Source organism: Enterobacter sp. 168J2 (genome assembly GCF_034107265.1).
Taxonomy (GTDB): Bacteria; Pseudomonadota; Gammaproteobacteria; order Enterobacterales; family Enterobacteriaceae; genus Enterobacter; species Enterobacter nematophilus.
The window spans coordinates 151,598-171,884 of record NZ_JAWNEB010000005.1; the positions used below are offsets into that span (position 1 = coordinate 151,598).

Annotated in this window: 19 protein-coding genes and 1 pseudogene; 15 read left to right on the forward strand and 5 right to left on the reverse strand. The window is 57.1% G+C overall.

The window, feature by feature from the left end; all coding sequences use genetic code 11:
* The first annotated feature begins 181 nt into the window (after positions 1-181).
* Positions 182-412, forward strand: coding sequence for a DUF2754 domain-containing protein (locus tag USG84_RS14895; RefSeq protein ID WP_028012119.1), 231 nt, complete (start codon positions 182-184; stop codon positions 410-412).
* Here the strand turns inward: USG84_RS14895 and ddlA are convergent.
* On the reverse strand, positions 409-1,509 hold the full coding sequence (ddlA, locus tag USG84_RS14900) for a D-alanine--D-alanine ligase (RefSeq protein ID WP_253540886.1): 1,101 nt from the start codon (positions 1,507-1,509) through the stop codon (positions 409-411). The two genes, USG84_RS14895 and ddlA, sit on opposite strands and share 4 nt — an antisense overlap.
* A gap of 103 nt (positions 1,510-1,612) precedes the next feature.
* Here ddlA and USG84_RS14905 point away from each other — a divergent pair, with 103 nt between their 5' ends.
* The 5 genes from USG84_RS14905 (at position 1,613) to adrA (ending at position 5,950) form a co-directional block, all read left to right on the forward strand.
* A complete protein-coding gene (locus USG84_RS14905; protein WP_253540888.1) occupies positions 1,613-2,296 on the forward strand; it encodes an extensin family protein in 684 nt (227 codons plus the stop codon).
* A 168-nt stretch (positions 2,297-2,464) separates the two neighbouring features.
* Positions 2,465-3,679 (forward strand): multidrug efflux MFS transporter, encoded by a 1,215-nt coding sequence (locus USG84_RS14910; protein ID WP_061099071.1) that lies wholly within the window; start codon positions 2,465-2,467, stop codon positions 3,677-3,679.
* A 209-nt stretch (positions 3,680-3,888) separates the two neighbouring features.
* Positions 3,889-4,149 carry an anti-adapter protein IraP gene (iraP, locus tag USG84_RS14915; RefSeq protein WP_061099070.1) on the forward strand — a complete coding sequence of 87 codons (261 nt, stop codon included), beginning with the start codon at positions 3,889-3,891 and terminating at the stop codon, positions 4,147-4,149.
* Between the two features lie 274 nt (positions 4,150-4,423).
* The gene (psiF, locus tag USG84_RS14920; RefSeq protein ID WP_151413374.1) at positions 4,424-4,744 is read left to right on the forward strand and encodes a phosphate starvation-inducible protein PsiF; all 321 of its coding nucleotides are present in this window, start codon (positions 4,424-4,426) and stop codon (positions 4,742-4,744) included.
* 102 nt (positions 4,745-4,846) lie between these two features.
* A complete protein-coding gene (gene adrA, locus USG84_RS14925; RefSeq protein WP_151413373.1) occupies positions 4,847-5,950 on the forward strand; it encodes a diguanylate cyclase AdrA in 1,104 nt (367 codons plus the stop codon).
* Positions 5,951-5,964: 14 nt separating this feature from the next.
* On the opposite strand, the gene proC is transcribed toward adrA, so the two are convergent.
* Positions 5,965-6,774 carry a pyrroline-5-carboxylate reductase gene (proC, locus tag USG84_RS14930; RefSeq protein WP_151413377.1) on the reverse strand — a complete coding sequence of 270 codons (810 nt, stop codon included), beginning with the start codon at positions 6,772-6,774 and terminating at the stop codon, positions 5,965-5,967.
* Between the two features lie 97 nt (positions 6,775-6,871).
* Here proC and USG84_RS14935 point away from each other — a divergent pair, with 97 nt between their 5' ends.
* From USG84_RS14935 to ppnP, 5 genes are all read left to right on the forward strand, one after another.
* Complete coding sequence (locus tag USG84_RS14935; RefSeq protein WP_151413372.1) at positions 6,872-7,330, forward strand: YaiI/YqxD family protein; 459 nt, start codon at positions 6,872-6,874, stop codon at positions 7,328-7,330.
* Positions 7,331-7,474: 144 nt separating this feature from the next.
* The gene (gene aroL / locus USG84_RS14940) at positions 7,475-7,999 is read left to right on the forward strand and encodes a shikimate kinase AroL (RefSeq protein ID WP_028012127.1); all 525 of its coding nucleotides are present in this window, start codon (positions 7,475-7,477) and stop codon (positions 7,997-7,999) included.
* Positions 8,000-8,043: 44 nt separating this feature from the next.
* A complete protein-coding gene (gene yaiA / locus USG84_RS14945; protein WP_003859135.1) occupies positions 8,044-8,235 on the forward strand; it encodes a protein YaiA in 192 nt (63 codons plus the stop codon).
* A 237-nt stretch (positions 8,236-8,472) separates the two neighbouring features.
* The gene (locus USG84_RS14950) at positions 8,473-9,150 is read left to right on the forward strand and encodes an AroM family protein (protein ID WP_028012129.1); all 678 of its coding nucleotides are present in this window, start codon (positions 8,473-8,475) and stop codon (positions 9,148-9,150) included.
* 71 nt (positions 9,151-9,221) lie between these two features.
* Positions 9,222-9,509, forward strand: coding sequence for a pyrimidine/purine nucleoside phosphorylase (gene ppnP / locus USG84_RS14955; protein ID WP_008503270.1), 288 nt, complete (start codon positions 9,222-9,224; stop codon positions 9,507-9,509).
* A 46-nt stretch (positions 9,510-9,555) separates the two neighbouring features.
* Here the strand turns inward: ppnP and rdgC are convergent, their stop codons facing one another.
* The gene (gene rdgC / locus USG84_RS14960) at positions 9,556-10,470 is read right to left on the reverse strand and encodes a recombination-associated protein RdgC (protein WP_014882739.1); all 915 of its coding nucleotides are present in this window, start codon (positions 10,468-10,470) and stop codon (positions 9,556-9,558) included.
* Positions 10,471-10,593: 123 nt separating this feature from the next.
* Between rdgC and mak the strand changes: the two genes are divergently transcribed.
* Positions 10,594-11,499 (forward strand): fructokinase, encoded by a 906-nt coding sequence (gene mak / locus USG84_RS14965; RefSeq protein WP_061099066.1) that lies wholly within the window; start codon positions 10,594-10,596, stop codon positions 11,497-11,499.
* Positions 11,500-12,018: 519 nt separating this feature from the next.
* On the opposite strand, the gene sbcC is transcribed toward mak, so the two are convergent.
* Both sbcC and sbcD read right to left on the reverse strand, forming a co-directional pair.
* Positions 12,019-15,150: an exonuclease subunit SbcC gene (sbcC, locus tag USG84_RS14970; RefSeq protein WP_253540897.1), complete on the reverse strand. Its 3,132-nt coding sequence runs from the start codon at positions 15,148-15,150 to the stop codon at positions 12,019-12,021.
* The gene (sbcD, locus tag USG84_RS14975) at positions 15,147-16,352 is read right to left on the reverse strand and encodes an exonuclease subunit SbcD (RefSeq protein ID WP_151413371.1); all 1,206 of its coding nucleotides are present in this window, start codon (positions 16,350-16,352) and stop codon (positions 15,147-15,149) included. The genes sbcC and sbcD overlap by 4 nt, the downstream gene beginning before the upstream one ends.
* Before the next feature lie 187 nt (positions 16,353-16,539).
* Here sbcD and phoB point away from each other — a divergent pair, with 187 nt between their 5' ends.
* The 3 genes and pseudogenes from phoB to brnQ all read left to right on the forward strand — a co-directional run bounded on the left by phoB (position 16,540) and on the right by brnQ (position 20,274).
* Positions 16,540-17,229, forward strand: a complete 690-nt coding sequence (phoB, locus tag USG84_RS14980) for a phosphate response regulator transcription factor PhoB (RefSeq protein ID WP_008503265.1) — start codon at positions 16,540-16,542, stop codon at positions 17,227-17,229.
* Between the two features lie 21 nt (positions 17,230-17,250).
* Positions 17,251-18,546, forward strand: coding sequence for a phosphate regulon sensor histidine kinase PhoR (gene phoR, locus USG84_RS14985; protein ID WP_253540899.1), 1,296 nt, complete (start codon positions 17,251-17,253; stop codon positions 18,544-18,546).
* Between the two features lie 409 nt (positions 18,547-18,955).
* A pseudogene (brnQ, locus tag USG84_RS14990) lies at positions 18,956-20,274 on the forward strand (branched-chain amino acid transporter carrier protein BrnQ).
* Positions 20,275-20,287: the final 13 nt, after the last annotated feature.

Here is a 20,287-nt window from a genome sequence, read left to right on the forward strand (position 1 = left end):
TTTGTCAATATCAGAATCGTGGTAATTTTCGCTCAGGATTTCTCCTGGAGTGTTGATTTCTGCAGCATGTCACAATTTGTTAACTTAAATGAAACTGCGCCGCATTTCAGAATTTCCGCATCTGCCACAGACCTGTCGGTAAAACTGTGAGAGGATGTCTTTTTTCCCTGCCGGAGTTGTTATGAAGCTCACGTCCAAACTTCGCCGTGACTGGCACTACTACGCCTTTGCTATCGGGCTGATCTTTATTCTTAACGGCGTCGTGGGGCTGTTGGGATTTGAAGCAAAAGGCTGGCAAACCTATGCCGTGGGTCTGGTGACCTGGGTAATCAGTTTCTGGCTGGCAGGGTTGATTATCCGCCGCCGTCCGGAAGAGACGACAGCGGAGGAAACGGCTAAGGGTGCCGATTAACCGTTAACGGAACTTTTCAGGGCGCTGTCGGCGGCGTGACGCTCCAGCGCCAGTTCGATCAGGCGGGTGATCAGCTCAGAGTAGCCAAGCCCGCTGGCCTGCCACAGTTTTGGATACATGCTGATATTGGTGAAACCCGGCAGCGTGTTGATTTCATTGATCACCACCTCGTTCTCCGGCGTCAGGAACACGTCCACGCGCGCCATGCCGCTGCAGCCGAGCGTCTGATAGGCGTGAATGGCGATCGTCCGGATCTTATCGTTGATGGCCGGATCGATATCCGCAGGAACAACAACCTGGGCGCCTTTATCATCAATGTATTTGGTGTCGTACGAGTAGAAGTCGCTGTTTAAGACCACTTCACCGCAGGTGCTGGCCTGTGGAAAATCGTTGCCCAGCACCGCGCACTCAATTTCTCGGCCTTTGATCCCCTGCTCAACCACCACTTTATGGTCGAACTCAAACGCCAGACGGACGGCTTGCGTGAACTCTGCTTCGGTGGTGACTTTGCTGACCCCCACGGAGGAGCCCTGGTTGGCTGGCTTCACAAACAGCGGCAGGCCCAACTCAGCGCTAATCTGTGCGAAGCTGTGCTTGTCGCGGTTGGCGCGGGTGAGGGTCACGAATGGCGCGATATTCAGCCCGGCATCGCGCAGCAGGCGTTTGGTGACGTCTTTGTCCATGCAGGCGGCGGATCCCAGCACGTCCGAGCCCACGAACGGCAGGTTAGCCATGCGTAACATCCCCTGCAGGGAACCGTCTTCGCCGAGGGTGCCGTGCACGATAGGGAAGACCACGTCGATCTGGGCGAGAGCCTGCGCGTTGCCGGCGTTGATAAGCTGTCCCTTCACAACGCCGGGTACGGTGGCGACGCTAATTTCCGAAGGATTAAGGGCAATGTGTGCCGGATCGTGGGCATTCAGCAGATACTGGCTGGCATCGTTAACGTGCCACTGGCCCTGTTTATCAATGCCCAGCAGCACCACGTCGAAACGGCTTTTATCGATCGCATCGACGATATTTTTAGCCGATTGCAAGGACACCTCGTGCTCCGCTGATTTTCCCCCAAAGACAATACCTACGCGCTGCTTTGCCATCTCACTCTCTTCCAGTCTGACGAAAAGCCAATAACATACCACGATGCCCTGCGGGTTTCGCGGCCTTCTGCCATAATGTTTTGGGGAACAGTGAGGGGGGAGAGTGAAAGGAAAAACGCTGCTGACCATTTTCATCCTTGGAGCAATCGCAACCGCGGGCTATCGCTGGTTGCCGTCTCACTACAACCCTTTCACGCCGCTGAACCTGGACGACCCGCCTGGCCGTATTACCCAGTATAAGCTGCGGCGCTTAACGCCCGAAGCCTGCGCGAGCCTGTTAGCGCAGGCTAATCAAAAAAAACTGATCCGCACCCAGGCGGTCGCTGACAGCGGCGGGGAATGCCCGCTGAACAACGTCGTGCGCGTGCGTGACTTCGGCCCGGTGAGCCTGAACGGCAGTTTTCTTGCCAGCTGTCCGCTGGCGCTCAGCTCAGCACTGTTCGTCAGCCAGCAGGCCCGGCCCCTGACCAAACGCTTTACCGGCAGTGAACTGACGCGCATTGAGCACCTCGGCAGCTTTGCCTGCCGCAATATCTACCACCGGCCCGATGCGCGGCGCAGCGAGCATGCCACGGCAGAGGCGCTGGATATCGCCGCTTTTCGGCTGGCGAACGGAGAGCGCGTTACGGTACTTAACGGCTGGAAATCGGCAAAAACGCAGCCCTGGCTTAAGTCTCTGCTGGCGGCAAGCTGCGGCTACTACGGAAACGGTCTTGGGCCGGAATATAACGCGGCGCACGCCAGCCACTTTCATCTGGGAATGCGCGGCTTTGGTCTCTGCCGTTGAAGCATAATCTTCCGCCAGAAAATGGATGAATTGTGACTTATTTCACAAATATGATGACTGGGAAGATAAAACACCAAAGTCAGCGAGGCCGCATCTCTGGTGCGACGTTAAGGCGCGTAACTTGCTAATCTGACGGCGAATTCGCCTAAAAATGAAGACTATTTCTGTATGGAATCCTGGAAAGTTAATCTTATCTCGGTCTGGTTCGGCTGCTTCTTCACCGGGCTTGCCATCAGCCAGATCCTGCCGTTCCTGCCGCTGTACGTGTCACAGCTGGGGGTCACCTCCCACGAAGCGCTCTCCATGTGGTCCGGGCTGACGTTCAGCGTTACGTTTCTGGTCTCCGCCATTGTCTCTCCGATGTGGGGCAGCCTGGCGGATCGGAAAGGGCGCAAGCTGATGCTGCTGCGCGCCTCCCTCGGGATGGCGATTGCTATTCTGCTCCAGGCCTTCGCCACCAACGTCTGGCAGCTGTTTTTCCTGCGGGCGGTGATGGGGCTGACGTCCGGGTATATTCCCAACGCCATGGCGCTGGTTGCCTCTCAGGTGCCGCGCGAGCGCAGCGGCTGGGCGCTGAGTACGCTTTCCACCGCCCAGATCAGCGGCGTTATCGGCGGCCCGCTGCTGGGAGGCTTTCTGGCTGACCATGTCGGTCTGCGCGCGGTATTCATCATCACCGCAATCCTGCTGGTGATCAGCTTTCTGGTTACGCTCTTTCTTATCAAGGAGGGTGGCCGCCCCGTTATCAGTAAATCTGAGCGCCTGAGCGGCAGGGCCGTCTTCGCCTCGCTGCCTTACCCCGGACTCGTGATTAGCCTGTTTGTCACCACCATGGTGATCCAGCTCTGCAACGGTTCGGTCGGCCCGATTTTGGCGCTGTTTATCAAGTCGATGGAGCCGGACAGCAATAATATCGCCTTTCTCAGCGGCATGATTGCCGCCGTGCCGGGCGTCTCCGCGCTGATCTCTGCCCCGCGTCTGGGAAAACTGGGCGACAGGATCGGCACGGCGCGCATCCTGATGGCGACGCTGATTTTTGCGGTGGTGCTCTTTTTCGCCATGTCGTTTGTTACCTCTCCGCTTCAGCTGGGCGTGCTGCGGTTTTTACTCGGCTTTGCGGATGGCGCTATGTTGCCCGCCGTACAGACACTGCTGGTCAAATATTCCAGCGACCAGGTCACGGGGCGTATTTTTGGCTATAACCAGTCGTTTATGTATTTAGGCAACGTTGCCGGTCCGCTTATTGGTGCATCCGTTTCTGCAATGGCGGGTTTTCGCTGGGTATTTGCCGCGACGGCGATTGTCGTTTTAATCAATATTATCCAGCTGGCTATTGCCCTGCGTCGCCGCAGGCAATTAGCGGAGGCGAAATCGGCGAAATAATCATTGCCAGATGTATTATATATTCTTATGGTAGCCGCATTTTTATATAACAAAATGCGGCGTTTTTTTATAGAAAAACGTTTCGCTGAAAAGATCGCTGCGCTAATTTGGCGGCAATGTCACTTTTGCATAAGATAATACTTTTCTCCGCTTTGCATATTTCATTCCTGGTGTTAATTTCAGAGGAAATCCCATAAGGAAATAGCACGATGAAAAATCTCATTGCTGAGTTGCTGGTTAAGCTTGCACAAAAGGAAGAGGAGTCGAAAGAGCTGGTCGCCCAGGTCGAAGCGCTGGAAATTGTTGTCACCGCGCTGCTGCGGCAGATGGCAACATCTGACCAGCAGGCGTTAATCGATAGCATTGAAGGGGCGCTGGATAAGGCACGGCCCGATACCCAGGTTCCGCCAGAGGATGCCGAGTTGCTGCAGCAATACGTAAAGAAGCTGTTGAGGCATCCGCGCAGTTAAGCCGTTACTGACATGTCATAGGATTGTCATGCAGGATGCCTGAGTCGCTCTGTTTTATTTTTGTATTTGTACATGAAGTAATTAAATTGAAACAGAGCGCGCTTTTTATCGCGTTACAACCGCTGTTAATTACCCCGGCCATTTATGCCGATACCGCCAATTCCTGCGCGCTGGATCTGAAATGATAAATTCCCGGCGGAAATCACATCTGCCGGGTGGTTTTTTTCCCGTCACGAACCAGACTTACAGGGAATGTTCACAAAAGGATGGTGCAATGAAAACGACATTACTGGTTACTCTGTTCTCCGGCCTGTTCCTGTTCTCCTCGGCGAACGCGGAAGAAAAAACATTAACGCCGCAACAGCAACGCATGACCACCTGTAATCAACAGGCGACGTCCCAGAGTCTGAAGGGGGATGCACGTAAAACCTACATGAGCGACTGCCTGAAAAACGGCGCCGCGAAACCCGGTGAAAAAAGCCTGACGCCGCAGCAGCAAAAAATGCGCGAGTGTAATGCGAAAGCGACCGAACAGTCCCTCAAGGGTGACGATCGCAGCAAGTTCATGAGTGCCTGCCTGAAGAAAAAAGTGTAGTTCTAACGGGTGAGCGGCTCCGGCGGCTCACCCGAAATTTCATACTTTCCCCGCAGACCCCCTCTCTATAATTTGGGAAAATGTTTCAGAATATTCCCAAAAATGATGAATGATGACGTTTATTACAATAAAAAGCGCATTCGGGGAGAGTGGAGTTTAACCCTTTCTCAGGATGACCCTTACCGTACCGGCATCCAGTTTGCCAGGCGAGCCCGGCTGGCCCGCGTTGTCGGGCTGGCGGCGATGTTTTTCCCCGTGGCGGAGATGCTGGTCAGCCGTTTTTTACCTGGCGGCTGGTGGTTGTTGCTGGTGGGGTGGGCATTCATCTGGCCGCATTTTGCCTGGCAGTTATCCTGCCGCGCCGCCTCACCTCATCAGCAGGAGATCTTCAACCTTAAGACGGATGCCATTGTCGCCGGGCTCTGGATTGGCGTGATGGGAATTTATGCGTTACCTGCGGCAGCGCTGGTGATGATGGTGGGAATAAATATGATGGGCTCAGGGGGCTGCCGTCTGTTTATTTCGGGGGTGGCGCTCACCGCGCTTTCCGTGCTGGTCACATTACCCCTCGTTGGCAGTGCGGTGCCCTTTAATCCGGGGGCGCTGGAGTGGGGCTTAACGCTTCCCATCCTTATGCTTTATCCCATGCTGTTTGCCTGGCTTAGCCATCGAACGGCCGTCAGGCTGGCGGAACATAAGCGGCGGCTGGAAATGATGAGCACCCGTGACGGTATGACCGGGGTCTTTAACCGCCGACATTGGGAGATGCTGCTGCGCAATGAATTTGAGCACTGTCGCCGGAGCCACTGCACCGCCACGATATTGCTGATTGATATCGACCACTTTAAAAACATCAACGATACCTGGGGGCACGACGCAGGCGACAAGGCCATCGTGGCCATCACCCGCCAGCTTCAGATGTCGGTACGGTCGGGCGATGCGATAGGCCGGTTTGGCGGGGATGAGTTCGCGGTGATTATGTCCCAGACTGCCGCTGAAAGCGCCATCGCCGTCATGTCGCGGGTTCACGCGCGGCTGGAAACGCTGTCGTTACCGTGCGCGCCGAAAGAGCCTCTGCGCATCAGCGTGGGCGTGGCTCCCTGGGGGCCGCAGTTTGTGCACTATCGGGAATGGCTGAAGGCGGCAGATGTGGCGCTGTACAAGGCGAAAAATGCCGGGCGCGGCCGCACCGAAGTGGCCGCCTGACGCCCGACCAGATATCAGGATTTACTCAGCTTCTCTGACTTTTCCATGCATTTTGCCATCGCCTCGATGACGGCCGAACGGAACCCGCGCTCTTCCAGCACCCGCACCGCTTCGATGGTGGTACCGGCCGGGGAGCAGACCATATCCTTCAGTTCACCCGGGTGTTTACCGGTCTCCAGCACCATTTTGGCGGAGCCCATGACGGCCTGCGCGGCGAATTTATACGCCTGCGCGCGCGGCATGCCGCCAAGCACGGCGGCGTCCGCCATCGCTTCTAAAAACATGAAAACGTACGCGGGGGCTGAACCGCTCACGCCGACCACCGGATGGATCATGGATTCTGCAATCACTTCCGCCTCGCCGAAGCAGCGGAAAATGTTCAGCACGTCCGCCACCTCTTCTGAGGTCACCAGCGCGTTAGGGGTAACGGAGGTCATACCGGCGTTGACCAGTGAAGGGGTATTCGGCATCGCGCGGACGATTTTACGATCGTGGCCCAGCGCGCGCGCCAGCTGATCGAGCGTCACGCCTGCGGCAATCGACACGACCAGCGTCTCTTTATTCAGGCTGGAGGTAATGTCGCTTAACACTTTGATCATGATGTTCGGCTTAACGGCACCAAAGACGATATCGGCAACCTGGGCCACCTCCTGCGCGCTTTCGGCGGCGTTGATCCCGTATTGATCGCGCAATGCGGCGACGTTCTCCGGTGACGGGGTATAGACCCAAATCTGACCCGGCAGAACCTGCCCGCTGGCGATCAGGCCGCCCAGGATGGCTTTGCCCATGTTACCGCAGCCGATAAACCCGATTTTCTTGTCCATCATGATTCTCCGTCATTATGCGTTGTTTTCTCTGATTGATAGCTTAACAACGAAATGCAGGCGACAATAGTCGGCAGAGTCATTATGGGGAGACAACATGGCGATTTGGGTTGATGCGGACGCGTGTCCGAATGTGATTAAAGAGATTTTATTCCGCGCCGCCGAGCGCGTTCAGATGCCGCTGACGCTGGTTGCGAACCAGAATATTCGCGTCCCGCCTTCGCGGTTCATCCGTTCTTTACGCGTGCCAGCCGGGTTCGACGTGGCGGATAATGAAATTGTTCGTCTGTGCTGCGCGGAGGATCTGGTCATCACCGCCGATATACCGCTGGCGGCGGAAGTGCTTGAGAAAGGGGCGGCGGCGCTCAATCCGCGCGGCGAGCGTTATTCGCCTTCGACCATCCGGGAAAAACTCACCATGCGTGATTTTATGGATACGATGCGGGCCAGCGGCGTGCAGACCGGTGGACCGGACAGCCTGTCCCAGCGCGATCGCCAGCAGTTTGCTGCCGAACTGGATAAATGGCTGCTGGAAGTGAAGCGCCGTACGGCGTAATGATAATTATTGTCAATATGTGGTACAGTGTGGCCTCCACAGGGTTGTCATCCCGTACCGCTTTGCAGTAAAGTAATCGACACATCTTCTGCAATTATTTCTTTACACTCTTCAGCCATTCGGCATCAAGGGGAACACCTGGCTATGACCCAACCCATCTTTTTAGTTGGCCCCCGCGGCTGTGGGAAAACCACCGTTGGCGTGGAACTGGCACGCGCGTGTCATCGTCAGTTTGTTGATACCGACCACTGGCTGCAGACCGAAGCCGGCAAAACCATCGCCGACATCGTGGAGCAAGAGGGATGGGAAAGCTTTCGCGCCCGCGAAACGGCCGCGCTGAAAGCGGTCACCACGCCGTCAGCCGTCATTGCGACGGGAGGCGGCATTGTTCTGGCCGAATGTAATCGTCACTTTATGCGCGAAAAAGGCATTGTGATCTATCTCTGCGCGCCGGTGGCGGCGCTGGTAGGGCGCCTTGAGGCATTTCCTGAAGAGGGACAACGCCCGGCGCTGACGTCACGACCGCTCAGCGAAGAGGTGAGCGAAGTGCTGGCCGAGCGTGATGCCCTCTATCGTGAAGCGGCGCACCATGTCGTGGATGCCTCTGCGGCCCCGGAAGATGTGGTAATTCAGATTATTACCGCCCTGCGTCTGGCGTGTGCCAGCTAAGCGCCGTCTATACTGATAGCTCAGACATAAAAAAAGGATGAGCTATGCCAACCAGACCTCCCTATCCGCGCGAAGCACGTATCGTTACCGTTGAAAAAGGCAATGGCGACCAGACCGTGACCTGGTACCAGCTGCGTGCCGATCACCCCAAACCGGACTCGCTGATCAGTGAACATGAGACTGAACAGGAAGCGCTGGATGCCAAACGGCGCTACGAAGATCCCGAAAAGTCGTGAATGTTTTCCTAAACGCTCCAATACCGTGCCTGAATCACACTTTTTACTCATCGCAAATGTTAAGCAGGAGTTAATATTTAGTTATTACAGGTAGCTCCGTTACCGGCAGGCGATCTTTACATTTCGGGGCAGAGATCGCCTGCTACGCTTGGTGCTGTTTTGTTGAAAAAACGAACTGTACAGCGTAGTGAGCCTGTACCTGTGTACACGTTTTTGTAGTGATGGAAGGCGAAGAAAATGAAGGCAACGTTGGCGATCCTCACCATTGGTGTGGTCCCTGTAAGCGAAGTGTTACCGCTCTTAACCGAGCATGTATCTGAACAACAGATCACGCATCTCAGCCTGCTGGGTAAGATGAGTCGGGAAGAGGTCATGGAAGACTACGCTGTAGAGGCGGGGGAGGATCCCCTGGCGACGTTATTAAGCGACGGTAAACTGGCGCATGTTTCTCGACAGAAAATAGAGCGCTCGCTGCAGGCAGTAATAGAAGTACTCGATAATCAACAATATGACGTTATTTTGCTGATGAGCACCGCCCCCATTAAGGGACTCATTGCGCGCAATGCAATTTTGCTTGAGCCGATGCGCATTATTCCTCCTCTGGTGGCCTCCATTGTTGACGGGCATCAGGTGGGGGTAATTGTCCCCATTGAGGAGCTCATGGACAACCAGGAAGCAAAATGGCACGTGCTCGAAAAAACGCCCCTGTATGCCCTGGCAAACCCCTTCTGGGACAGCGAGGCTAAACTCATTGCCGCCGGGAAGGAGCTGTTGGAGAGAGGGGCAGATGTATTGATTCTGGACTGTCTTGGTTTCCACCAGCATCACCGGGATTTACTGCAAAAGGCGCTGGACGTGCCGGTGCTGTTGTCCAACGTTCTGATGGCTCGCCTGGCCTCAGAGCTTCTGACGTAATGATTTTGCGTGACAGGTGATGAGCATGGCCCCTATAGTGAATTTTTATCTCTGAATATAAGGGCCAGTTCATGCTTCAAAGTAACGAATACTTTTCCGGTAAAGTAAAATCCATCGGTTTTACCAGCAGCAGCACTGGCCGCGCCAGTGTGGGCGTTATGGCCGAAGGGGAATACACCTTTGGCACGGCGGAAGCGGAAGAGATGACGGTGGTCAGCGGCGCGCTGAACGTCTTACTGCCGGGTGAAACGGAATGGAAAGTTTACGCTGCCGGGCAAGTTTTCAACGTCCCTGGCCACAGCGAATTTCATTTACAGGTCGCTGAACCGACCTCTTATCTCTGCCGCTACCTGAAATAATCTTCTTTCCTCTCCCCTTTGGGGAGAGGAGCAGTGTGAGGGGAAATTATCTCTGCGCTTCGCCGCCGAGACCTTCCACCAGATTCTGAATTAACGCGGCCAGCTCGCCGGTCATCAGGATAAAGTCCGCGTCAAAGCGCTGGGCGTAATCTTCCCGGTCGATATCTTCGTTTTGATCGCGCAGCTCGTCGCAGAACTTCAGACGCTTCACGGAGCCGTCGTCGCACATCACGAACTGAATACGCTGCTGCCAGTCGAGCGCCAGTTTGGTGACCACTTTGCCCGCTTCAATGTGTACGGCGATCTCGTCGCTCACCAGATCCTGCTTTTTCGCGCGGATCACGCCGCCATCTTCCAGCAGGGCTTTCAGCTCGGCTTCGTCCAGGATCTGGAAACCTTGCGCCGCGGTACCGCTGCGGACCCACTCGGTCAGGGTCAGCTCAATCGGCGTTTCCAGCGCCAGAGGTACGACCGGTAAAGAGCCGATGCTTTTACGCAACAGGGCCAGCGTGTCTTCCGCTTTTTTGGCGCTGGCGCAGTCCACCATGATCAGCCCGTTAACGGTATCGATCCACATCATCGTTTGGCTGAAGCGGCTGAAGGCGCGCGGCAGCAGAGAGTGCAGAACTTCATCTTTCAGCGAGTCTTTTTCGGTTTTTTTCAGCTTGCGGCCCTGCTCGGCTTCCAGCTTGAAAATTTTTGCTTCAAGCGCCTGCTTAACCACCGGCGTGGGCAGAATTTTCTCTTCTTTGCGGGCGCAGACGATGATTTGACCCGTGCTGCTGGCGTGGGTCAGTGCATCGCTTTGTGAACCCATTGGCGGAACCCAACCGGTTTTCGCCATATCCTGGCTACCGCAAGGGGAAAAGCTATAAGCGGCTAACTGTTTTTCCATCTCTTCTGCGCGCAGCGAAACGTCGCGGCTGAGACGGTAAACCATCAAATTTTTGAACCACAGCATGATAATTTCCACGGCCTTGTCGTTAAATCAGCGGGCATGATAACGAATTGTCGCATCGCTTGCATTGCTAATCGGGAAGCGTGCTTCTACTCTGTTGATAATCAAAATAATGAGGAGAGTCTTGTGCGCATTGGGATTGATTTGGGCGGCACCAAAACAGAAGTCATCGCACTGAGCGAGCAGGGGGAACAGCTGTTCCGCCACCGTCTGCCGACGCCGCGCGATGACTATCACCAGACGATCGAGACGATTGCCCAACTGGTTGAGATGGCCGAGCAGGCGACAGGGCAAACCGGCAGCGTCGGAATGGGGATCCCGGGGTCGATCTCACCGTATACCGGGGTGGTAAAAAACGCCAACTCCACCTGGCTCAACGGTCAGCCGTTTGATAAAGATTTAAGCGCGCGCCTGAAACGGGAAGTGCGTCTGGCTAACGACGCCAACTGCCTGGCGGTCTCTGAGGCCATCGACGGCGCGGCAGCCGGGGCGCAGACCGTGTTTGCGGTGATTATCGGTACCGGCTGCGGCGCAGGCGTGGCCTTTGGCGGACGTTCACATATCGGCGGCAACGGCACGGCGGGCGAGTGGGGACACAATCCGCTGCCGTGGATGGATGAAGATGAACTCAAATACCGCGCTGAAGTGCCGTGCTACTGCGGCAAGCAGGGCTGTATTGAGACGTTTATCTCCGGCACAGGTTTTGCGACCGACTACCACCGCCTGAGCGGCCAGCCGCTCAAGGGGAACGAGATTATGCGTTTGGTGGAAGAACAGGATCCGGTGGCCGAACTGGCGCTCAGCCGCTACGAAATGCGTCTGGCGAAATCGCTGGCGCACGTGGTGAATATTCTCGATCCGGACGTGATTGTGCTCGGCGGCGGCATGAGCAACGTTGACCGGCTGTACGCCACGGTACCGAACCTGGTTAAGCAGTGGGTCTTCGGCGGCGAGTGCGAAACCCCGATCCGCAAAGCCGTCCACGGCGACTCCAGCGGCGTGCGCGGCGCGGCGTGGCTGTGGCCGGAATAGACGCAAAAAAGCAACGCAAGTTGCTGTTTTTGATGTTTTTACCCTCTCCCCGTGGGCTGAGGAATCCCCAGTAATTTATAAGCAGAAGCAATAACGTTGTTTCAGAACGAGTTAAGGCTTTCAGCGATGCCCTGGTCCGGCTGTAAATCGCCGAAGCGTTTCCGTAAGGCCGGGGCGAGGTGCAGGGATGCGCCGAGAGGGCGTGGCCTGCAGGGATGCAGGCTCATGCCCGACCCGATAGCCTGAAGGAATAAGCTAAGGGCACCGCGGAGCGGCGATTTACCGCCGGGAGCCCGGGTCGCCAGGGCGGTGGCGATTGAGCCGCCCTGGCACGTTCACCGGTCATGTCCTCACAGAGTAGCAAGGAACGTGAAGTGAACGGAATGACCACCAGAGCCGTATGTTCCCCCTCACCCCAGCCCTCTCCCTCAAGGGAGAGGGGGTCGTCCGTGCCGGCATTATTTTGTGGGGAACCCTCAGGCCCGTGGGAGAGGGCTCCAGACCGCACCATTCCACCATTCACCCCACCGCAAACTCCCTGTCCAGCCTGCTGTACCCCAGCCCGTTGATCTTCTTCACCTTGATCTGCACCGGAATGCGCTCTTTCATCGCCTCGACGTGGCTAATCACCCCGATGGTTTTCCCGGTGGCGTTCAGCGCGTCGAGCGCATCCAGCGCGGTATCCAGCGTTTCACTGTCGAGCGTGCCGAAGCCCTCATCGAGGAACAGGGAATCAATCCGCGTTTTGTGGCTTACCAGGTCAGAAAGCGCTAACGCCAGCGCCAGGCTGACCAGGAAGCTCTCGCCGCCGGAGAGCGTGCGCGTATCGCGCACCGCATCGGCCTGCCAGGTGTCGACCACTTCCAGCTCCAGCGCCTCGCTGGCTTTGCGCTGCAGCAGATAACGCCCGTGCAGGCGGTTAAGCTGCTGGTTAGCCAGCCAGACCAGGTTATCCAGCGTCAGCCCCTGCGCGAACTTGCGGAACTTGTCGCCGGTGCTGGAGCCGATCAGCGCGTTAAGATAGCCCCAGTCGTCGGCCTGGCGCGCGGCCTCTTCAATTTGCAGCATTAACGCCTGCTGATGCTGGCGGTTATCGCTGTCCTGCTTAAGCTGCTGGCGGATCTCGCCCTGATGCGTGGTGTTCTCACGAAGCCGTTGCGCCAGCTGCTGCAGCTGGCTTTGCAGGGTAGACGCATCCGCGTCAAGTTCTTCCGGGCGCAGCGCAAGGTGCGCCTGCAGCTGCTGATTAGCCTGGCCGGAAAGGGCCGCGGCCTGCTGTATCTGGTTTTCCAGCGACTGTTTCAGCTGTTCGAGGCGGCGAATAGCGTCGTCATCCAGCAGCGCGGCAAGGAACGCGTCCCGATCGGCAAAACAGCTTGCGGAGAGCGCCGCGGTGAACTGCGTCTGCGACTGCTGCAGTCGCTCGCGCTCCAGCGCTTCCTGCTGCTGCTGGGCGGCGAGCTGGCTTTGCAGCGACACGCATTCATTATGGACGTCGCGCCAGTCATCAGGAATGGCCGGTTCAGCCTCTTCGCCGTGTGTTTCCGGAAGCGTGTCGAGCAGCGGCTTCAGCGCGCTCACGCGTTCCTGAAGCATGCCGTGCTGCGTTTGCTTCTCCTGCCACTGGGCAAATTCCGCTTCGCGGGCGTGCAGCCAGTCGGCTTCATTGCCCTCTTCGGGAACGCTAAGCGAGAGCGCGAGCAGGGTATGTTCCAGCGCCTGGCGCGTTGCCGTGCGCTGCTGCTGATACTGGCGTTCCTGCGCTTCCTGCTCGCTCAGCTGGTGTTGCAGGGTCAGACGCTGGCTGTGCTGATAAAGCTGACGCTCGTAGTGTTCCTGCTCGTTCATCCACGGCGCGATATCCTCCTGAATATTCAATGTAATATTCAAGGACTCGCAGGCCTCCAGCCACGCTTTAGTGAGCGCTTGCTCCTCCTGAGACAAGGCCTGCGCTTCGTCTGTCTCACGCTGGATCTGCTGAGCCAGGGCATTAACCTGTCCCAGCACCAGCAGGCCTTCATCTTTAAGCGCGGCGACCTCTTTTTCCAGCGCATCACGGCGACGCTGGTTGTCCGTTAGCTCAAGCGACCGGTAGGTCTCCACGGCAGGATGCTCGTGGGAGCCGCACAGCGGGCAGGGTTTGCCTGCCTCAAGCTGTGAGCGATAGCTTTCCAGATCTTTAATCGTCGCTTCACGTTCGCACAGGGCTTTCAGATCCAGATAGTGCTGGTGTTTCTCTTTGTACTGCTGGCGGCGCAGCGCCAGGGTTTCATTGAGCTTGCTCTGCTCCGCCTGGGCTTTCTGCACGCTTTCACCGTTCTGGCTCAGGCGCTTTTGCAGCGGCTGATAGCGGGCATGCAGCGACGTCAGCTGCTGGCGCAGCGTGCGGGACCGGGACTGCTGCTCCATGGCCGCGCTGACCTCATCCGCCGTCAGCGTCAGCGTATTTTCCGGCATCTCAGCCAGCTTCTGACGAAGCTCAGTCATCCGCGCAGCAAGCGCGGCGAGCTGACTTTTGTCGCGGTTGAGCTGTGAGAACTGGGCGCGCCAGCCGGCAATTTCCTGGCCCAGCAGGCGATAACGCTCTTTTTCCGCCAGCCACTGCGCCAGCGCCGTCAGTTCGGCCTGTAGCCGCTCATGGGTACGCAGGGCGGTATTGCGGATCCGCGCGCGCAGTGCGGCTTTGGCCTGTAAGCGAGTATTTACTTCTTTAATTCGCTGCTGGGTTTGCGTCAGACGTGCGGTTTGCTCCTGCTGATGCTCCCAGAGCGGACGAAGCTGGGCGGCGGGCTGGGCAAGCTGGAGTTTTGCCAGTTCCGGCGCCGCGTTCGCCTGCGCCTGTTGCGCCTGCTGCTGCAGGGCGGCAACGCGCTGCTGCTCCCGCAAGAGCTCGTCATGGCGCGTAAGCCACTGAAAATCTTTCTGTTGGCTTTGCTGCTGGGCCAGCAGGGTTTTCTCTTCGTCAGTAAGCGCCTGCAAACTTTGCTGCAACTGCTGCTGTTGTTCTTCGCTGAGCAGCACGACGCCCGCCGCCTGCGCCTCGCATTTTTCCAGCACGCTGCGGGCGGCTTTGTGTTTCTCAAACACCATCGCGGAAATCTGGCCGTAGATTTCGGTGCCGGTCAGCTCTTCCAGCAGTTCTGCGCGGTCGGCCGGTTTGGCATTCAGGAAGGCGGCAAATTGCCCCTGCGAGAGCAGCATTGAGCGGGTAAAACGGCCGTAGTCCAGCCCGGTGAGCGCCGCGGTTTGCTCCAGCTTATCCGAGACCTTGTCGGCCAGAATCTTGCCGTCCTCGCAGCGGGCCAGCTCCACGCGCGGTGCCTGCAAGTTCCCGTCCGGCTGGTTGCGCGCCCGGTTCTGGCTCCAGAAGGCGCGATAGGCGACGCCTTTCACCTCAAACTCCACTTCCGCCAGGCACTCGGCGGTATCGCGCGTCATCAGGTCGTTTTGCGCCTGAGAGACCTTATTCAGGCGCGGCGTTTCGTGGTAGAGCGCCAGACAGATGGCGTCGAGCAGGGTGGTTTTACCCGCGCCGGTTGCGCCGGTGATGGCAAACAGGCCGTTGCTGGCAAAAGGCTCCGCGGTGAAGTCAATTTTCCACTCGCCCTTGAGGGAGTTGAGATTTTTCAGGCGCAGGCTCAGAATTTTCATGCGTTTTCTTCCTCGTCATTGAGGGCGTGCAGGGTACGGCTGAACAGCTCGTTGAGCCTGACGCGCTTCGCATCATCGATCTCTTCCTGCGACAGGCGGCGTTCAAATACCTCCTCTACCCGCAGTTCGCTGAGCGTTTCGCGCTGGGCGCCGAGCAGAATTTTCTCGCGCTGCTCGCGGCTGCGGCGCACCAGCAGCACCTCTACCGGCAACTCTTCGGTCAGCGCCTGAATTTTCCGCTGCATATCGTGCAGGTAATCATCGGTGGTGATTTCAATATCCAGCCAGACGGGCGGGTTAAGCTCAGCGCCGCGCCACTGCTCAAGCTGTTCCGTAATCGCGGCAAGATCGCCCTTCAGCACCGCCAGCGGCTGGGTGACCGGCACTTCCAGCGTCTCGACGGCGCTGAGTTTGCCCTCATCAAAGCTCACCAGATGTACGGATTTGGCTTTGCCGGTTTCATCGAAGCTGAGCGAAATAGGGGAACCGCAGTAGCGGATATGCTCGCAGCCGCCGATGACCTGGGCGCGGTGAATGTGCCCGAGCGCGATGTAGTCCGCGGGCGGGAAGTTTTGCGCGGGAAAGGCATCAAGCGTACCGATATAGATCTCGCGGACCGCGTCACTTTTGCTGGCCCCGACGGTGGTGAGGTGCCCGGTGGCAATGACCGGAATGGCCTGTTCACCGCGCAGGGCGCAGGCTTCCGCGTGCTGCTGGTGATAATAGTCGGTGATGGCCTGTAATAAATGCTGCTGCTTTTCCGCGCCCGACAGTCCCGCCTGGCTTTGCACGATGTCCCGCGGGCGTAAAAAGGGAATCGGACACAGTACCGCGCCCGGCGATCCGTCGCGTTTTTTCAGGATCTGCGGCGCGTGCCCGGCGCTGGCGACCACGGTGGTATTGAGAAACGCCAGGATGTCGCGGGATTCATTGAGCGTGGCAACGGAGTCATGGTTACCGGCGACAATCACCAGATGACAGCCGGTCTGCTGCAGGTTCACCACGAAGCGGTTATACAGTTCGCGCGCATAGCTCGGCGGCGAACCGGTATCAAAGATGTCACCCGCCACAATAATGGCATCCACCTCGTGCGCCTGGGCCGTTTCCAGAAGCCAGTTCAGGAACGCTTCATGTTCAGCCGCACGGCTTTTGCTGTAAAAATTTTGACCCAGATGCCAGTCCGAGGTGTGAAGTATGCGCATAGGAGATCCGTGGCGAAAAACGATGCGGGCGATTATAAACTGTCAGGGAGAGGAAAATAACCGCTGTAATAAAACAACAGTTTGCCATTTATAGTGGTACTGTTTTTCATAAATCTGTCATAAATCTGACGCATAATGGCGCCGCATTACAAACTTGTAACTTAAATAAGATAAGACAGGGCAAAGTATGGCGAGACGTATTCTGGTCGTAGAAGATGAAGCTCCAATTCGTGAAATGGTGTGCTTCGTGCTCGAACAAAATGGCTTCCAGCCGGTTGAAGCGGAAGATTATGACAGCGCGGTGAACCAGCTGAATGAACCCTGGCCCGATCTGATTCTGCTTGACTGGATGTTGCCCGGCGGCTCCGGACTGCAGTTTATCAAACACCTGAAGCGTGAAGCGCTAACCCGCGACATTCCGGTTGTGATGCTCACGGCGCGCGGAGAGGAAGAGGATCGCGTGCGCGGTCTGGAGACCGGCGCGGACGATTACATAACCAAGCCTTTCTCTCCGAAAGAGCTGGTTGCCCGCATTAAGGCCGTCATGCGCCGTATTTCGCCGATGGCGGTGGAAGAGGTGATCGAGATGCAGGGCCTGAGCCTTGATCCAACATCACACCGCGTGATGACCGGCGAAAATCCCCTCGACATGGGGCCTACCGAATTTAAACTCCTGCACTTCTTTATGACCCATCCGGAACGCGTTTACAGCCGCGAGCAGTTGCTGAATAACGTCTGGGGAACTAACGTGTATGTCGAAGACCGGACGGTTGACGTACATATCCGCCGCCTGCGAAAAGCGCTGGAACTGAGCGGCCACGATCGCATGGTACAGACGGTCCGCGGCACGGGTTATCGTTTCTCGACCCGTTTCTGAACAATGACAGGAGTGTGACGCGTGCTGGAACGTCTGTCATGGAAAAGGCTCGTCTTTGAACTGATCTTATGCTGTATTCCGGCCCTCCTTCTGGGGGCCATTATTGGGCACCTGCCGTGGTTTCTGCTGGCGGCGGTCACCGGGCTGTTAGTCTGGCATTTCTGGAACCTGCTGCGTCTCTCCTGGTGGCTGTGGGTTGACCGCAGTATGACGCCGCCGCCGGGAAGCGGCAGCTGGGAGCCGCTGCTGTACGGCCTGCATCAGATGCAGATGCGCAATAAAAAGCGCCGCCGCGAGCTGGGAAGCCTGATCAAACGCTTTCGCAGCGGCGCAGAGTCGCTGCCGGATGCGGTGATTCTGACGACAGAAGAAGGAACTATTTTCTGGTGTAACGGGCTTGCGCAACAGCTGCTGGGCCTGCGCTGGCCGGACGATAATGGTCAGAATATCCTCAACCTTCTGCGCTATCCCGAGTTCACGCTGTATCTGAAAAAGCGTGATTTCACCCGTCCCCACAATCTGAAGCTGAATAACGGTCGCCATCTGGAAATCCGCGTGATGCCCTACAGCGATCGCCAGTGGCTGATGGTGGCGCGCGACGTGACCCAGATGCACCAGCTGGAAGGGGCGCGTCGTAACTTCTTCGCCAACGTCAGCCACGAGCTACGCACCCCGTTGACCGTGCTGCAGGGCTACCTGGAGATGATGCAGGAGCAAACCCTGGAAGGAGCGCCGCGTGAAAAAGCGCTGCATACGATGCGCGAGCAAACGCACCGTATGGAAGGGCTGGTGAAGCAGCTGCTGACGCTGTCGAAGATTGAAGCGGCGCCGTCGCTTGCGCTGAATGACACCATTGATGTGCCCATGATGCTGCGCGTCGTCGAGCGTGAAGCGCAGACGTTAAGCCATAAAAAACATCAGCTGACCTTTGACGTCGACAATACGCTGAAGGTGCTGGGCAGCGAGGATGAACTGCGTAGCGCCATCTCCAACCTGGTGTACAACGCGGTAAACCATACGCCGGAAGGGACGGATATCGTGGTGCGCTGGCAGCATACGCCGGCAGGCGCCGAGTTTAGCGTGGAGGATAACGGGCCGGGGATCGCCCCGGAGCATATTCCGCGCCTGACCGAGCGCTTCTACCGGGTGGATAAAGCGCGATCGCGGCAGACGGGGGGGAGCGGCCTGGGGCTGGCGATTGTGAAACACGCGGTGAATCACCATGAAAGCCGTCTTGATATCCAGAGTACCCTGGGTAAGGGAACCCGCTTCAGTTTCGTTATCCCGGAACGATTAATTGCCAAAAAGAGCGCCTGACGGCAGGCGTGTCATTTTACCTTTCCACGGGTCAGCAATCGCTGGCCCGTTTGCTTTGCAGTCAAGCGAAACGCGTGTGAATTTTATACGGTTGGCTGTTTTTTGTTCGCATGATTAGCCATGGGTTTTTCCTATAATTAGCGCATTGTTCTGGTGTGCGTTTTCATACTGGCATATTGTTCTGGTTTTGCGATCCCTCCTTGCCTTTAAACGTTATAAGCGTTTAAATTGCCCCCCAGATACTGTCAGACCGACTGTATTTGCGTGGTAAATCGAAAAACTATTCTTCTCCACGCCAGGACGGGAGCATTTCCCGCTGAAATTGAGCAAATTTTCGGCTGTATCGTCCCGTCAGGGAAATCGAAAATCTCAACGTTTTCAACACCACATCCACAGGCAGTAAGGTTTTATGACCCATCACTTAAAATCGCGTGACATTATCGCGCTGGGCTTTATGACATTTGCGCTGTTCGTTGGCGCAGGCAACATCATTTTCCCTCCAATGGTTGGCTTACAGGCGGGTGAACACGTCTGGACCGCCGCGTTTGGTTTCCTGATTACTGCCGTGGGTCTGCCGGTACTGACAGTTATCGCGCTGGCGAAAGTCGGTGGCGGCGTGGATAGCCTCAGCACCCCGATTGGCAAAGTGGCTGGCGTTCTGCTGGCAACCGTCTGCTATTTGGCCGTTGGTCCGCTGTTTGCCACCCCGCGTACCGCGACCGTTTCCTTCGAAGTGGGCATCGCCCCGCTGACCGGCGACGGCGCTATGCCGCTGTTCATCTACAGCCTGATTTATTTCGCCATCGTGATTCTGGTTTCCCTCTATCCGGGCAAGCTGCTGGACACGGTCGGTAACTTCCTGGCGCCGCTGAAAATTGTGGCGCTGATCGTGCTGGCCGTGGCAGCTATCATCTGGCCAGCCGGCCCGATTAGCGACGCGATGGATGCCTATAAAAACGCCGCGTCTCTAACGGCTTTGTGAACGGCTACCTGACGATGGATACGCTGGGCGCGATGGTGTTTGGTATCGTTATCGTTAACGCCGCGCGTTCCCGCGGCGTGACTGAAGCGCGCCTGCTGACCCGTTATACCATCTGGGCTGGCCTGATGGCCGGTGTGGGCCTGACGCTGCTGTATCTGGCGCTGTTCCGCCTGGGCTCCGATAGCGCGATGCTGGTCGATCAGAACGCGAACGGTGCGGCTATCCTGCACGCTTACGTTCAGCACACCTTCGGTGGGGCGGGCAGCATGCTGCTGGCGGCGCTGATCTTCCTGGCGTGTCTGGTCACCGCGGTTGGCCTGACCTGCGCCTGCGCAGAGTTCTTTGCGCAGTATCTGCCGCTCTCTTACCGTACCCTGGTGTTTATCCTCGGTATCTTCTCCATGGCGGTGTCTAACCTCGGTCTGAGCCACCTGATTCAGGTCTCTATTCCGGTGCTGACGGCGATCTATCCGCCATGCATCGTGCTGGTGGTGCTGAGCTTCACCCGTCCGTGGTGGCATAACTCCTCACGAATTATTGCCCCAGCCATGTTTATCAGCCTGATTTTTGGTATCCTTGACGGGATTAAAGCATCAGCGTTCGCTGAAATTCTGCCAGCCTGGACACAGCGTCTGCCGCTGTCCGAGCAGGGCCTGGCCTGGCTGATGCCTACCGTTGTTGCACTGGTTCTGGCGGTTATCTGGGACCGTGCTGCAGGGCGTCAGGTCGCATCGAACGCTCATTAATCAACGGCAACAA